We start from the raw sequence: 14,099 nt of genomic DNA, 5'->3' as shown, positions 1-14,099 counted from the left end.
CAAGAGTTTATTGACTGTTTGTCGGCCAAATCGGACGAAGTAAGCATAGTCAGATTAAGGCAGCTTTACACCAGACTCCGGCCATTCTCTCGGCCGAAACTGCTTGCCCATTATTCGAACAAGTAATCCCTGTCACAAAATTCCAGACCCCATCGAACGATGACGAAACTGTAATGAGCAGGTCACCTTGCTGTAGGGGGGCGTTACCTATTATGGCGACGAGTGGGAGGCGAAATGCTCCTGCCCAATCATTTTATCTATGCAAAAGGAGAGAACCATGAAACGCCATATCATTAGCCTGACCTTGGTCGCCTCGTTGTTCGGCACAGGCTCGACGGCAGCCTTCGCGCACGGGACATTTTCTGAGGAAGAATCCATGCACTGGCTAACCCATGTCGCGGAGACCATAAAACAACCGACGGCCAATGAGCGAGCGCCTTTCGGTTACGCCGTCGATGGTAAAGCCGACCGCTCAATCGATATTGGCCAAGGCACCAAATATCTCAACGTGACGCGTCTTGAAACGATCCGGATCAATGCCGGTGGGAAATCTGTCACCTGGAAATTCGATACCATGGGTACTGCATCCTTCCCTCTGTCGAACGTTATTCCTGGTCTGAATGGTATTACGGTCTACGTTGAGGAGAGTCCTTTGTACCGAGGTTGATAATTGACGAAGCGAAGATTTCATTCTGATTTTTTCAAGCAAAACCTATTTAACTTCTAAAGGAGCAACACTATGAATAAACTGCTAATCGCCTCACTTTTCTCCGTAATGTCTGCATCCGTATTCGCTGCCGATTTTGGGCAAGTGGATAAGTCGATTCCGCTCAAGGATGGGTCTACGGTCTATATCTTCAAAGATGGCAAAATGGGGATGGAGGATCAGTATGGCCGTGCCGTTCGCATGGACGAAAACCAGGTGATGGAAACAGCGGACGGGCAAAAGATCAGGATGCACGGTGACGAAGTTCAGCGTCTGGACGACATTCTGCGGGCAGACTATTTCGGCTAATAGCATCATCCCTCAGAAAAGGTTGGCCCTTCTCGGGCCAATCTTTCAATTAACGACGCCGCGTATAATTTCGAATGTTTGAAATCATGTGCCGAGCTCGAATATTCTCTTCAAACAGCCAGCACGAATTTTATCGGCCACCTGACCAAAAAGTTTCTGGATGGGCGTGCGCGAACGATACGTATTGATCCGGCCATCTTCAATATCCACGCTAGCAGTGTGTCCGCACCAATATGCTTCGTCATCATGGATGAACCTGCTGGTGCAGGGCAGCGCGTCCATACCTCAGAGCGGACTCGCGTAATATCAAAATGCCTGCTTGCTGAATGGGATTTGGCATAAAAACTCTCTTTTGCGGTAATGACAGAGGCATGGCTTGTGATCTCTTCATTAATTGCAATATAGCGAATCGCATCTTACAGCTCGGCATTCTGGTTCAACTTTGCAGTGCGTGGGAAGAACAGGGTGAAACACGTCCCCTCCGTATCGGACGATACCTTTACGTTTCCGCCATGCGCCGTGACGATGGTCTTGACGATTGCCAAGCCCAGCCCCGCGCCCAGCGTGTCATCGCGCGTGCGCGCTGTGTCCGCACGGTAGAAGCGCTCGAACAGGCGTGGCAACTGCGCAGGCGGTATGGATTCGCCCTTGTTGGATACTTCGATTTGCGTTACTTCGTCACTCATGTCGAGGCCGACTTTCACCTGGCTGCCCTGCGGCGCATGGCGAATTGCGTTCGATAGCAGATTGCTGAGCGCACGGCGTATCATCAGCCGATCTCCTTGCAGCGCCCCCTGTCCTTCGAATACCAAGGTCACGCCCTGCGCCTCCGCCAGTGCGTCGTAGTAGTCGAATAATTCGCGTAATTCCGAGCCCAGGTCGATGCTTTCGCATGAAGGCAACATCAACCCGTGCTCTGCCTTGGCAAGGAACAGCATGTCCGAGATCATCCGTGACAAGCGCTCGAACTCCTCGGCATTGGATGCAAGTGTGTCTCGATATGCTTCGCTACTTCGCGCCTGAGACAGAGCGACCTGGGTCTGCACCATCAAATTGCTGATCGGTGTGCGCAGCTCGTGGGCCAGGTCTGAGGAAAAATCCGACAAGCGTTGAAACGCCCGCTCCAACCGATCCAGCATCTCATTCAGGGTCGCAGCAAGGTCGGCCATTTCCACCGGGACTGATTCGAGGGGAAGCCGCAAGTCCAGCTTGCGCGCGGTCACGCTCGCGGCCTGCGCTTTCATGGCGCGCAATGGCGCGAGCCCGTTGCGCGCGGCAATCCAGCCCAGCAAGCCGCTGAATAGCACTGCGATGACAACAAACAGTGTCATCGTCAGTGCAAATTGCATCAGAAAATGGTCGTGCTGGACGGTATCTATTGCAAGGCCAACCATCACCGACGGCATTCCTGCCATCGCCGTAGGGATGGCACGCGCAAGACCGCGATAGGTATGCCCTCCGCTACGCCACTCGAACAAGCTTTCGCCTCCATGCAGGTAGGCAGACGGTATGGCGATTGCGCCAATCGTAAACAAGGGTTTTCCATCCGTTTCCAACACAGTGACTAGCAGGTTGGGATGGCCCACCAGCGCGTCATGTAACTGGCCCGGCATTTGGTTCAGCGCAGCCGGTGTCGCAATACGCTCGATCTCGCCACGCACAAGCAGCAGCTTGCCTTCAAGTTCCTCCCTGTCCATGGATGCGAAATGCCGATCGATAGCATTTACCGTGATGCTGGCGAACCCCAGCAACAGCAGCCCCGACATCGCCGCGAAAAGCAGTGTCAGCCGACTGGTCAATGAAAGGCGATGTCTCATTCGTGAGCGGCTGACTCGAGCACGTATCCCATACCGCGCACGGTCTGGATCAGTTTTATCGGATAGGCATCATCAACCTTGCTGCGCAGGCGCCGCATGGCGACTTCGATCACATTGGTATCGCTGTCGAAGTTCATGTCCCAGACCTGAGATGCTATCAATGAGCGTGGCAATACCTCCCCCTGACGTCGCATCAGCAACTCTAGCAAGGCAAACTCCTTGGCCGTAAGATCGATGCTCGCGCCAGCACGCGTAACGCGACGACGCAGCAGATCGAGTTCCAGGTCGGATACGGTCAGTGTGGTAGGTTCATTGCTGTGGTGGCCGCGCCGCAGAAGCGTTCGCACGCGTGCCAGCAATTCGGCAAAGGCAAAGGGCTTCACGAGGTAATCATCCGCACCCAGTTCCAGTCCCTTGACGCGGTCTTCGATCTGATCGCGCGCAGTTAAGAACAACACCGGCATTTCGCGACCACCATGGCGCATGGTTTCCAGAACCTGCCAGCCGTCGAGTGCGGGCAACATCACGTCCAGTATCACGAGGTCGTACTCTTCCAGCAGCACCATGTGCAGGCCATCCGCACCGTTGCGGGCGAGGTCGGTGGTATAGCCAGCCTCGCTCAGCCCCTGCTGCAGGTAGTCTCCGGTTTTGGGTTCGTCTTCGACGATCAGTATCTTCATGATCAGTATGTGCTTTGCGCTGAAAGCATTATGCACGTACTGCTCTGACGTTGGCGGAACATTACAGAAATGTAATCGTGGTGTCAGGGTCCTGATGGCAACGCTCGGTCACAATTACGCACAAGTTTGTTTGCAACTTTTCAATCATCCGGTCGGCTTGCTGGGTGCAAACAAAAAGGAGGGCATCATGGATGGATTGTTGTCATTACTGCTGTTCGCGGGGCTGTTCTTCCTGATGATGCGTTTCGGCTGCGGCTCGCACGTCGGTCACGGCGGGCACGGCCACCGACATGGCGGACATGGTGCGGCGGAGGAAGGCCCCATGTACACCTGCCCGATGCATCCGGAAATACGCCAGACCTATCCCGGCAGCTGCCCCAAGTGCGGCATGCAGCTGGCACCGGAATCCACTAGCAAAGGAGGGCAACCATCATGAGACACGGCCTTTCACTGACGGCGGTCGGCCATGCCACCAGCCTGTTTCTGGCGATCACGTTTGCGCTGTGCGTGGCGTTCGACCTCGCATTTCCCGAGCATGCGATGTACGAGGCATGGCGCAAGTTGCTGCCGGGATTCGATTGGATCAGCTGGTCCAGCTTCGGGCTGGGGCTGGTCGAAAGCTACGGCTACGGCTGGTACATCGCGCTGATCTGGGTGCCGCTGTACAACGTGTTCCTATGTGGCAGCGACCGGCACGGTTGCGGATATTGCTGCAGCAAGGACAAAGCGGAGTGAAACCGGGATGAACGGCATGCAATACGTCTGGCTGCTCTGGTCCGGCGCGTTCCTGCTGGCCTGGTCGTTGCTGTATCTGTTAAGGCCGGGCTTCAGGCATAAGATGCTGCGCGTGAGCCTGTGGACCAGTCTTCTCGGCTTGAGCGAACCGCTCTTCGTGCCGACCTACTGGAACCCGCCCAGCCTGTTCGACCTCGCGCAGCGCACGGGTTTCGACATCGAGAGCCTGATCTTCTGCTTCGCCATCGGCGGCATCGGCGCGGTGAGCTACAACGCCGTGACGGGGGGCCGTATGGCAGAGCTTACGCACGATGAGCGCCATGCGGGACGTCACCGCTGGCACCGCCTTGCCATCGCCGCGCCGTTCCTGGCATTCCCTGTGCTGTATTTCCTGCCGTGGAACCCGATCTATCCGGGCATCGCCGCGCTCACGCTGGGTGGCATCGCCAATGTGCTGTGCCGCCCGGACCTATTGCGCAATACCCTGACGGGTGGCCTGCTATTCCTGTCACTCTATGCGACCTTCATGTTGCTGCTGGTCATCTTCGCACCTGGCTACATCGAGCAGGTGTGGAACCTGCCCGCGATTTCCGGTGTGGCGCTGGCGGGCATCCCGCTGGAAGAACTCGTCTTCGGTTTCGCCTTCGGACTGTACTGGGCGGGCATCTATGAACATTTCACCTGGCATCGCAGCCAGTTCAACCAAGGAGCGTAACCATGCATCACCACAAGGCAACACTGACCAAGCTGCTGCACATCGGCCTGATGGCCCTGTCGCTCAATGCAACCACCGCTTTCGCCGCCACCGGCATCACCGTGTACAAGAGTCCCACCTGCGGCTGCTGCGAGAAGTACGTGGACTATCTGCGCGACAACGGCTTCAAGGTGCAGGCCATCAACGAAAACGACATGGACGCCGTGAAGAAGCGCTACGGCGTGTCCCACATCGCCAGTTGCCACACCGCGCGCATCGGCGGTTATGTGGTCGAAGGCCATGTGCCGGTCGGTGCCATTCGCAAACTGCTGAAGGAGAAACCGGCGATCATCGGCATCAGCGCGCCCGGCATGCCGATGAATTCGCCAGGCATGGGCGAGATGAAGAAGGGCACGCTGACGATCTACTCCGTTCCGAAAGACAGACAGGAACCGTATGTGTTTTCGGTCGAATAAGCGCGTGACTTTTTCACGCATCAAGAAAACAGGAGATTGAAATGAAGCGACATCAAACCGGAGAAGTAATGCTGGCAGTAATGTCCGTGATGCTGCTTCTTGTCCTGCTCTCGCGCGGACACATCGGTATGATGGGGCATGGACCGCACGGTGACCACGGTACGGACCCGCAACCGGCAACCAATGCCGCTACGGCTGTTCCAGACCTGCCAGGGACATCCGAAAACCGGCCATGACATACGGAGACGACCATGATCGAAGTGATCCCGAATTTGCACCCGCTGTTCGTGCATTTTCCGATTGCGCTCATTTCCGTGTCGGCCTTCTTCCATCTGGCGGCCAAGCTACTGCGCGGCCGACCACGCTATGCGGCTCACTGCGCCGTGCTCGCGCATGCCACGTTGTGGCTGGGTGCGCTGGCGGTTTTGCCCACGGCATGGCTGGGATGGCTCGCGTTCAACTCAGTCGAACACGACGAGGCCGGCCATGCCGCGATGTTGCTGCATCGCACTTGGGCATTGTCCACCGTAGGGCTGGTCGCGTTCCTGGCAGCTCTGGATGCCTGGCGCCATAAGGTAGATGCTACACCGACGCGGGCGTTCATCGTCGCGGTCTTTGCCACTTGGATACTGGTGGTTGTCACCGCATGGCACGGCGCGGAGCTGGTGTACCGGCACGGCCTCGGGGTGATATCCATGCCCGATGTCCATACTGAGCAGAATGCAGTACCGCATGGAGCGGATGACCATGCGCACCCGCAATAGCGGCTTATATGATGAAGTATCGATGAGAGGCTGGGCTTGCATGGAAGTGCAATGCATGGGTTAAACAACGCAGGAGGTGTGAACGATGACGACCAAGGATGTGGTTTGCGGCATGCAAGTCGAAACGGGCAAGAATCAATCGGTCTATATGGGCACGCCGTACTCTTTCTGTTCGGAACAATGCCGGGAGCGTTTCGAGGCCAATCCCCATCTCTACATCGGCTTGCCCGGAAAGAAGGCACCGAAGCAGGCCGGACTCTCTGTCATCAGGCAGCGCCGTCTGCGCCTGGCGCAGCCCTTGTTGCCCGAACAGCAAACGATGTTACGTGAAGCGCTGCAATCCATGATGGGTATTCAGTCTGTTTCGGTCGTGAGCGATAGCGTAGTGATTGAATATGACCTGTTGCAGGCGACAGCAGAACAGATCGAAGCAAGACTGGGGGAGATCGGCGTGCAACTTGGTGAGGGGCTGGCAGAACGTCTGCGGCGCGCATTCATGCACTACGAGGAAGACTGCGCAATCGGCAATCTGGAAGTGCGTCCCTGCCATCACAACCACGGGCATTGATCCGTAACTGGGATATGCACGGCAGGCATGTATCAACACATGAAGGACAGGAGGGATAGCGACATGACCACCGAAAGATCCATGACATTAGCCCAGCCTGTTCTGATCGGCATCGCCGCATGTGCGATGATGCTCGCCCTCTATTTCGGCATAGTGGGCCTGATCTCGGGGCTGGATTTCGCACGCGATGAATTCCTCAGGTTCCGCTATTACCTGTCTGCCCTGGCGATAGGCTTCGGCATGCAAGTCGGGTTGTACGTCCATTTGCGGAACCTGGTCTCTGGACAGGATGCCTCCACCCGCGTACTCGCCGTTTCCGGCACCACATCGACCGCCGCGATGGTCTCATGCTGCACCCATTACTTGCTCAATGTATTGCCGGTGATCGGCGTGACAGGATTACTCACATTCGTCGCCCAATACCAGATCGAGTTCTTCTGGCTCGGCCTCACATTCAATGCGGCCGGCATCTTCTACATCGCACGCAAAGTCCTCATAGCTAGAAAGGAGCACGCAAAATGCTGAACAGACTGTTATCGATGTTCGTGCTGCTGTGTCTCGGCAGCCTATCCATCCCTGCAAGCAATGCCGACGGTTGGCAGCTTGCCCCACAAACCAGCAACGCCGCAGGTGTGAAAGTGACGGTAACTCCACAAGCCCCAACAGGCAATGACACGGCATGGGGATTCGAGGTGATGCTGGAGACACATATCCATCCATTGGATGAAGACCTGACGCGCAGCGCGATCCTGCTCGTGGATGGCCAAACGCTCCGCCCGAGCAAATGGGAAGGTGCCGCACCGGGCGGTCATCACCGGAAAGGCTTGCTGAGTTTTGGTCCCTTGGCGGCAAAGTTCGATTCACTGGAGTTGCGTATCCAGTTGAATGGCGAAGCCACGCCGCGGTCATTCCTGTGGTCTCAGGAAGGAGTACTTCATGGCAACTGATCCCGTCTGCGGCATGAACGTGGCAGAGGACACGCCACACCGCCACACCCATGCAGGCCAGAACTGGCTGTTCTGCAGCGCGCATTGTCTGCATAAATTCCAAGCGGCACCGCAGGCTTACCTTGCGCCTCAACCTGCGATGCCACCATCGCCCCCAACAGGGAAGACATACACCTGCCCAATGCATCCCGAAATTAAGCAGCCCGCACCGGGCAGCTGCCCGAAGTGCGGCATGGCGCTTGAGCCAGTCACACCGGTCGCGGCACCCCCAATGGAATACACCTGTCCCATGCACCCTGAAGTGGTGCGCAACGAACCGGGAACTTGCCCGAAATGCGGTATGGCGCTTGAACCGCGTCAGGCCACCGGCAGCGAGGACAATGCGGAACTCACGGATATGACGCGCCGCTTCAGGTTCAGCGCCTTGCTCGCCTTGCCGGTGTTCGTGCTGGCGATGCTGACCGACCTGCTGCCGAAGTTACTGCCGGAATCGTTCTCCATGGTCACCGTGCAGTGGATCGAGTTCACCTTGGCCACACCGGTCGTGCTGTGGGGTGGGCAGCCAATCTTCCAGCGCGGCTGGGCATCGCTGGTCAATCGCAGCCTCAACATGTTCACCCTGATCGCACTCGGCGTCGGCGTCGCATGGGGTTACAGCATGGTGGCGATGTTCGCGCCCGGCCTGTTCCCGCCTGTGATGCACAGCATGATGGGGACCGTGCCGGTCTACTTTGAAGCGGCCGCAGTCATCATGGCACTGGTGTTGCTGGGCCAGGTGATGGAGTTACGCGCACGCAGCCAGACCAGCGCCGCGATCAAGCTGCTGCTGGGCCTCGCCCCCAAGACCGCGCGCATCGTGCATGCCAACGGCAACGAGACTGACATCCCCCTCGAACACGTACAGGCCGGTGATGTGCTGCGCGTGCGTCCCGGCGAAAAGGTGCCGGTGGATGGCATAGTGCTGGAAGGCAAAAGCTCGCTGGATGAATCCATGGTCACCGGCGAACCCATCCCCGTCGAAAAGACCGCCGGCATGCCGCTGATCGGCGCGACGGTGAACGGCACCGGCAGCCTGCTGATGCGCGCCGAGCGAGTGGGCGCGGACACCCTGCTCGCGCAGATTGTACAGATGGTGAGCGAAGCACAGCGTTCACGCGCACCCATCCAGCGCCTAGCAGACGTGGTCGCCGGATACTTCGTTCCAGCCGTGGTGCTGACCGCCGCAGCCACCTTCGTCATCTGGTGGGGGTGGGGGCCGGAGCCGCAACTGGCGCACGCCATAATCAATGCCGTGGCCGTGCTCATCATCGCCTGCCCTTGTGCGCTGGGCTTGGCCACACCGATGTCCATCATGGTTGGCACAGGACGTGGGGCTGGTGCAGGCGTGCTCATCAAAAACGCCGAGGCGCTGGAAGCGATGGAGAAGATCGACACGCTGGTGGTGGATAAGACCGGGACACTGACCGAAGGTAGACCGAAACTGGTCTCGGTCGTGACGGCTGCCGGATTCGACGAAGACGGGATACTGCGATTCGCAGGCAGTCTGGAACGTGCCAGCGAACACCCGCTTGCCGCCGCCATCATCGAAGGTGCACAGGCAAGAAAGCTGGCACTCTCGGCTGTGGCGGATTTCGCATCGCACACCGGCCAAGGTGTGACCGGGACTGTAGAAGGACGCGAAGTAGTGCTCGGCAACCTCAAACTATTCGAGGCATTGGAGCTGGACGCAACAGATTTGTCGGAACGTGCCACGGCATTGCGCAACGAAGGCCAGACGGTGATGCTGCTCGCCGTGGATGGCAAGGCCGCCGGACTGCTCGGCGTCGCCGATCCGATCAAGGCTTCGACACCCGATGCGATCCGCGACCTGCATGTGGAAGGCATACAGGTCATCATGCTCACAGGCGATAACCGCGCCACGGCGGATGCCGTCGCCGGAAAACTGGGCATCGATCGCGTCGAAGCGGAAGTGCTTCCGGAGCATAAGGCGGCCATCGTCAGCCAGCTCCAGTCTCAAAGACGTTTTGTGGCGATGGCTGGCGACGGCATCAACGATGCACCGGCGCTGGCGCGCGCGCAGGTGGGAATAGCCATGGGCACCGGCACCGATGTGGCGATGGAGAGCGCGGGCATCACGCTGCTGAAAGGCGACCTGCGCGGCATCGTGCGCGCTGTCCGGCTTTCACGCGCGACGATGCGCAACATCCGCCAAAACCTGTTCTTTGCCTTCGCCTACAACGTGCTCGGCATCCCGGTCGCTGCCGGCGTGCTGTACCCCGTTTTCGGCCTGCTACTGTCGCCCATCATCGCCGCAGCCGCGATGAGCTTCAGCTCCGTATCCGTGATTGCCAATGCCTTGCGCTTGAGACGGCAAGCACTATGAGCAACCGCATCACACTGCACTTTCTATCGGATAAGGTTGTTCGCACCGAGCCTTGGTGTTCAGTGGCTCTCCTTGCGGCAATAGCAATAAATAAACTGCTGTGTTTTACCCGCAGGGGTGTGATGCACTTCTTCCTGATGTTCAACGAGAACAAACCCGCCACCAAATTCATTATGCAGAGATTCCGGGTTATATCTCATCACAGGCAGCCCGCTGCATTGGGTCGGTCCATTTTCTCCAAAGGTGGCAACGATTACATGCCCGCCAGGTCGGATAGCGCGCATAACAAGGTCAATATATGCCTGGCGATCAGCGGGATCAGTTAAGAAATGGAAAACAGCACGGTCATGCCAGACATCAAGGCAGTGTGTAGGGAAGTTTGCACGAGTGATATCGCCGCACATCCAGTGAACGGTGTCTGCACTTTTACCTAGGCGCCGCTTTGCAACGTCAAGGGCGGCAGAAGATAGATCAAGAATTGTGATGTCGGTGTATCCCTCATTTACCAAATCATCCACTAGGGTCGAGGCTCCACCTCCAACGTCGATGATGGCGGCATCTTTTCCAAGCCCGGCATCATGAATTAGCTTAAGCGATATATCAGCATGCTTCTGAAACCAGCTCACCTCTTGGGGCGATTTCGTGGAATAGACACCTTCCCAATATTGCTTTCGATCCATTATGCGCTCCAAGCTAATATGACGGTTATATGGGACACAGCGGACATAGTTTATCGCATTCCATAAGGGCGACTATGGCCGAGCAGCAGCCCTCAAGCCGCATCCGCACCACCCAGCGAACAATACAACTCTTCCCGCTTCAACCGCGGATGGATGTGGAACATGCGGAAGGCACCATAGCCTTTCGCGCTCTGTATGGTTCCCGCGTAACGGTAGCGCGCCCAGTGTTCGCCTTCCAGTTCCAGCATGGCGACCAGCGGTTCGGTGCCGAATATCTCGCCCGGCGGCGTGACCGGTTCGATGCGCGCGGTCTTGGTGACGTCGGTGCTGGCGTAGGTGACGGTCTGCGCGAGATGGTCGCGCAGTTTGTAGACCGGGCCGTAGTGCAGGCCGATGCGCAGCATGAGCGGTTCATCCAGCGCGAGATGCGATTGATCGACACCGCTCATCGCATCGTTCAGTTCGGCGGCGATGTGGGCGACGGTGGAGGCCTTGCGCGCCACGAGATAGATGGCGTCGCCCCAGGTGTCGACGAACTGGATATCGTCGCGGTAGCGGTCGATGACGGCAGCCAACACCGGATGCAGTTCGTTGAAGAACCAGACCACCCCGCTGTCGCCCAGTTTGCTGAATCCGCGCACGTCGGAGAACAGGATGGCATGCGGCTCGCGGCGCAGCGAGGGATGCTGCTGGCCGAACGCGCGCACCACGGCTTGCGGCAGTCGCACCGGACTGTCGATGATCTCGCTGCGGTGTCCCAGCGACTGCCACCTGGCGATATTCGAATAGGTGCTCGATTGCTGGTCCGACACCACGCGGTCCCAGATGGCGACCTGCATCACTTTGGCCTGCAGCGAAGCGGCGCGCATCACCGCCATGCCCATGGCGATCTCGGCACAGTATTTGAACAGCCCGTCCTCGCCGAGGAAGTCGGACTCGGTGGCGAAGGACACGAGGTTGGCCTGTTCCAGACAGCGGTGGAATCGTTCCACCCATTGTTCGCCCGCGGGGCGCACCGAGATGTCACAGAAGGCATCGACCGCGAACGGCAGCCACACGTTGAGTTCGCCGCCCTGCGCCAGCACGCGCTCGGCGAACAGGATGTCCGAACCGGCTGCCAGTGAACCGTAGGCGATGACGCAATGATTGTCGGCCAGCACCTGGTCGATGCGTTGCCGCACGTCCGCCTCACCCGCCTGATCCAGCGGACGGTGGCTGTCGAACATGTGGCCGCAATAGTGCAGCACGGTCTCCGGCAGCATGGGGTCGACGATCTTTGGGTCTATGCCCATGTAGCGGCACACCAGCCGCAACTGGCGGTTCATGCGCGCACGGGTGAGCAGGTTGTTCTGGTTGAAACTCGCGGCCTCGCGTATCGCCTCGCCGGCCTGCACCGGCTTGTCCAGCAACAGGTAAGCTTCGGACAAGGTCGCCAGCGGGAAGAAGCGCGGCCCGCTGTCCTGCAACGCCAACTCGATGGCGCGTTCGGCCAGCGCCCGCGAACTGGAGGCGGAGCCGGAGAGCATGTACAGCGTGGCCGCATTGATGGCGGAATAGTGTCCGCCGAAATGGTTGTAGGCCTTGTGGTAGGTGACGGCGGCCGTGTAGAAGCGCTCGACGCCCAGCCCTTCGAACGGCTTGGGCCGGGTGATGTCCACATCGAGGAAGGCCAGGTCCTTCAGCATGCGCGGCTCCAGTGCGCGCACGTATTCATTGCGGCTCTCATGCAGGCGGAACTTGTAGAAGGCATCCAGTGCACGCTGCTTGGCGTTGCAGCGCGACAGCGACAACACCGCGCAATACTGGAAGAACTCGTCGTGCGGACTCAGGCGCAGCCCGGCCTGCGCCAGATCGTGTTCTTTCAGGTGGTCGCCGGTCTTCTGCGCGGCCAGCATGGCGACCCGGATCGCTTCCAGATCGGCGCTCATCGCATCTTCTCTACCGCTTCTTCCACCCGCTCCACCGCGATGACCTGCATGCCCCCGATCTTGTGTTTGGGAGCGTTGGCTTTGGGGATGATGGCGTGGGTGAAACCGAGCTTGGCGGCTTCCTTCAATCTTTCCTGTCCGCGTTGCACGGGGCGCACCTCACCAGCCAGGCCGACTTCGCCGAACACCACCATCTTTTCCGGCAGTGGTTTGTTCTTCAGCGAAGAGACGATGGCCAACAGCACCGCGAGGTCGGCACCCGGCTCGGTGATCTTCACACCGCCGACGGCATTGATGAACACATCCTGATCGAAGCAGGCGATGCCCGCGTGGCGGTGCAGCACGGCCAGCAGCATGGCGAGGCGGTTCTGCTCCAGCCCCAACGACAGGCGGCGCGGCGAAGGCGAATGCGCCTCGTCGAGCAGCGCCTGGATCTCGACCAGTAGCGGGCGCGTGCCTTCCTGCGTGACCATCACGCAGGAACCGGCCACCTGCGCGCCATGCTGCGACAGGAACAGCGCGGACGGGTTGCTCACTTCGCGCAGGCCCTTCTCGGTCATGGCGAACACGCCCAGTTCGTTCACCGCGCCGAAGCGGTTCTTGAACGCGCGGATCAGGCGGAAGCTGGAATGCGTGTCGCCCTCGAAATACAGCACGGTATCGACGATGTGTTCCAGCACGCGCGGCCCGGCCAGCGCGCCTTCCTTGGTGACATGGCCGACCAGGATCATGCTCACGCCCGCGCTCTTGGCGATGCGCGTCAACTGCGCCGCGCATTCGCGCACCTGCGCCACCGAACCAGGCGCGGAAGTGAGCTGTTCGGAATACACGGTCTGGATGGAGTCGATCACCACCACCTGCGGTTTCTCGTGGGCGATTGCACCTTGGATCTTTTCCAGCTGGATCTCCGGCAGCAGGTGCACTTCGCGCGCATCGAGTGCGAGGCGCTTGGCCCGCAGTGCGATCTGCTGCGCCGATTCTTCGCCGCTGACGTAGAGGACTTTCTTCACTGGCGCGAGATGTGCCAGTGTCTGCAACAGCAGCGTGGATTTGCCGATACCGGGATCGCCGCCGATCAGCACCACGCCGCCTTCCACCAGCCCGCCGCCCAGCACGCGGTCGAACTCGGCGACACCGGTGGGCGTGCGCGACACCTCGCTGGCTTCCACCTCGGCCAGCTGCTGCAACTTGCCCGAGGCCGCCAGCGCGCTGAAACGGTTCTTGCCCGCCGACGGCAACGCCTCGGCCACCGCCTCCACCAGCGTGTTCCACTCACCGCAATGAGGGCACTGCCCCTGCCACTTCGGCGTCTGTCCGCCGCATTCGGTACAACTGTAGATCGTCTTTGCCTTTGCCATGAATATCTTCTCTTGTCCTGGGGTGCGCCAGAAATTCTGTTGTCGGGATGAAGT

General features: G+C 59.0%; 16 protein-coding genes. 11 read left to right on the top strand and 5 right to left on the bottom strand.

Annotation, left to right across the window (positions count from 1 at the left end):
- The first annotated feature begins 277 nt into the window (after positions 1–277).
- Both ACYPYQ_RS04535 and copK read left to right on the top strand, forming a co-directional pair.
- Entirely contained in the window at positions 278–667 is a 390-nt protein-coding gene (locus tag ACYPYQ_RS04535) for a CzcE family metal-binding protein (protein WP_459720376.1), read from the top strand.
- A gap of 72 nt (positions 668–739) precedes the next feature.
- Entirely contained in the window at positions 740–1,015 is a 276-nt protein-coding gene (gene copK, locus ACYPYQ_RS04530) for a periplasmic Cu(I)/Cu(II)-binding protein CopK (RefSeq protein ID WP_459720373.1), read from the top strand.
- Between the two features lie 416 nt (positions 1,016–1,431).
- On the opposite strand, the gene ACYPYQ_RS04525 is transcribed toward copK, so the two are convergent.
- A complete protein-coding gene (locus ACYPYQ_RS04525; RefSeq protein ID WP_459720370.1) occupies positions 1,432–2,832 on the bottom strand; it encodes a heavy metal sensor histidine kinase in 1,401 nt (466 codons plus the stop codon).
- Positions 2,829–3,512, bottom strand: a complete 684-nt coding sequence (locus ACYPYQ_RS04520; RefSeq protein ID WP_459720366.1) for a heavy metal response regulator transcription factor — start codon at positions 3,510–3,512, stop codon at positions 2,829–2,831. The genes ACYPYQ_RS04525 and ACYPYQ_RS04520 overlap by 4 nt, the downstream gene beginning before the upstream one ends.
- 187 nt (positions 3,513–3,699) lie before the next feature.
- Here ACYPYQ_RS04520 and ACYPYQ_RS04515 point away from each other — a divergent pair, with 187 nt between their 5' ends.
- The 9 genes from ACYPYQ_RS04515 (at position 3,700) to ACYPYQ_RS04475 (ending at position 10,079) form a co-directional block, all read left to right on the top strand.
- Positions 3,700–3,948: a heavy metal-binding domain-containing protein gene (locus ACYPYQ_RS04515; protein ID WP_459720360.1), complete on the top strand. Its 249-nt coding sequence runs from the start codon at positions 3,700–3,702 to the stop codon at positions 3,946–3,948.
- Positions 3,945–4,247, top strand: a complete 303-nt coding sequence (locus tag ACYPYQ_RS04510; RefSeq protein WP_459720357.1) for a DUF5676 family membrane protein — start codon at positions 3,945–3,947, stop codon at positions 4,245–4,247. The genes ACYPYQ_RS04515 and ACYPYQ_RS04510 overlap by 4 nt, the downstream gene beginning before the upstream one ends.
- 16 nt (positions 4,248–4,263) lie before the next feature.
- A complete protein-coding gene (locus tag ACYPYQ_RS04505; RefSeq protein WP_459720354.1) occupies positions 4,264–4,962 on the top strand; it encodes a lycopene cyclase domain-containing protein in 699 nt (232 codons plus the stop codon).
- A 2-nt stretch (positions 4,963–4,964) separates the two neighbouring features.
- Complete coding sequence (locus ACYPYQ_RS04500; protein ID WP_459720351.1) at positions 4,965–5,417, top strand: DUF411 domain-containing protein; 453 nt, start codon at positions 4,965–4,967, stop codon at positions 5,415–5,417.
- 251 nt (positions 5,418–5,668) lie between these two features.
- Complete coding sequence (locus ACYPYQ_RS04495) at positions 5,669–6,181, top strand: DUF2231 domain-containing protein (RefSeq protein WP_459720348.1); 513 nt, start codon at positions 5,669–5,671, stop codon at positions 6,179–6,181.
- An 85-nt stretch (positions 6,182–6,266) separates the two neighbouring features.
- Positions 6,267–6,749, top strand: a complete 483-nt coding sequence (locus ACYPYQ_RS04490) for a YHS domain-containing protein (RefSeq protein ID WP_459720345.1) — start codon at positions 6,267–6,269, stop codon at positions 6,747–6,749.
- 63 nt (positions 6,750–6,812) lie between these two features.
- A complete protein-coding gene (locus ACYPYQ_RS04485) occupies positions 6,813–7,274 on the top strand; it encodes a hypothetical protein (RefSeq protein ID WP_459720342.1) in 462 nt (153 codons plus the stop codon).
- Positions 7,268–7,696, top strand: a complete 429-nt coding sequence (locus ACYPYQ_RS04480; protein WP_459720339.1) for a hypothetical protein — start codon at positions 7,268–7,270, stop codon at positions 7,694–7,696. Before ACYPYQ_RS04485 ends, ACYPYQ_RS04480 begins: the two co-directional genes overlap by 7 nt.
- Positions 7,686–10,079: a heavy metal translocating P-type ATPase gene (locus ACYPYQ_RS04475; RefSeq protein ID WP_459720336.1), complete on the top strand. Its 2,394-nt coding sequence runs from the start codon at positions 7,686–7,688 to the stop codon at positions 10,077–10,079. The genes ACYPYQ_RS04480 and ACYPYQ_RS04475 overlap by 11 nt, the downstream gene beginning before the upstream one ends.
- Before the next feature lie 59 nt (positions 10,080–10,138).
- Here the strand turns inward: ACYPYQ_RS04475 and ACYPYQ_RS04470 are convergent, their stop codons facing one another.
- From ACYPYQ_RS04470 to radA, 3 genes are all read right to left on the bottom strand, one after another.
- Positions 10,139–10,759: a class I SAM-dependent methyltransferase gene (locus ACYPYQ_RS04470; protein WP_459720333.1), complete on the bottom strand. Its 621-nt coding sequence runs from the start codon at positions 10,757–10,759 to the stop codon at positions 10,139–10,141.
- Positions 10,760–10,851: 92 nt separating this feature from the next.
- Positions 10,852–12,687 carry an adenylate/guanylate cyclase domain-containing protein gene (locus tag ACYPYQ_RS04465; RefSeq protein ID WP_459720330.1) on the bottom strand — a complete coding sequence of 612 codons (1,836 nt, stop codon included), beginning with the start codon at positions 12,685–12,687 and terminating at the stop codon, positions 10,852–10,854.
- On the bottom strand, positions 12,684–14,045 hold the full coding sequence (gene radA, locus ACYPYQ_RS04460; protein ID WP_459720327.1) for a DNA repair protein RadA: 1,362 nt from the start codon (positions 14,043–14,045) through the stop codon (positions 12,684–12,686). Before radA ends, ACYPYQ_RS04465 begins: the two co-directional genes overlap by 4 nt.
- Positions 14,046–14,099 lie beyond the last annotated feature (54 nt).

Source organism: Sideroxyarcus sp. TK5 (assembly GCF_054601595.1).
The sequence above is the reverse complement of the archived record's forward strand: the minus strand, read 5'-3'. Positions and strand labels throughout refer to the sequence as shown.